We start from the raw sequence: 697 nt of genomic DNA on the forward strand, positions 1-697 counted from the left end.
GAAGAACAGGTAGCTACTGATATTTTTAAGGTTTCCATCACAGGAGGAATAGAATTATCTTATATAATTTCCCAGAATTGTCCTCATATTGCACCGCCTTATCCGGAAGGAGCAACGATAAAAGATGTGAAAGTACAGGGGTCAACTATTAAGGCAGTGGCTTATGACTGCGCAAACAGCGAAGGTTTCGATGCGGTTCTGACAAAGAAAAGCTGGGGTGACAAACCTGAGAATTATGTGAAGGTGGCGAAGAATCAGGATGCAAAGACCATCACCTTTACAAATGTAAAAAACGGGACGTATTATCTGGGAATCCATGCGTACAACAGGGATTATTATGATGGAAAAGTGTCTGGGAAAAGGTTTGGGGCATGGAGTTATCCAGTAAAAGTAGTAGTAAAGAACGGAATTCCCACAGAGAGGGTGAAGATTAAAACTGTAAAAACAAGTAAAGGAGCTGTGTCTGTAACAGTTGGCGTACCAAAAGGATTTGCAAGAGCGGATATGGAGCTGAGATCTACAGGCGGAACCACCGTATATAAACGGAACAATCGGACAACCTATACAAGGATTACAGGCGTGAAGCCCGGAACCTATACTCTGAAAGTCCGCCCATGGGTCAAAATTAACGGAAGGAAAGCTTACGGAGACTGGGTATCCTGGGGAAGAAGAATCAGGGTAAAATAAAAAGAAACAG

At 42.8% G+C, this 697-nt stretch carries 1 protein-coding gene; it reads left to right on the plus strand.

All coding sequences use genetic code 11. From position 1 onward, the window contains the following. The coding region (locus LJE09_RS17305) for a hypothetical protein (protein ID WP_173703822.1) at nucleotides 1-687 on the plus strand (687 nt) is incomplete at its 5' end. Between the last annotated feature and the right edge of the window lie 10 nt (nucleotides 688-697).

Origin of the sequence: Blautia sp. DFI.3.45, from assembly GCF_020593505.1 — a bacterium.
Lineage (GTDB): Bacteria > Bacillota > Clostridia > Lachnospirales > Lachnospiraceae > Blautia_A > Blautia_A wexlerae.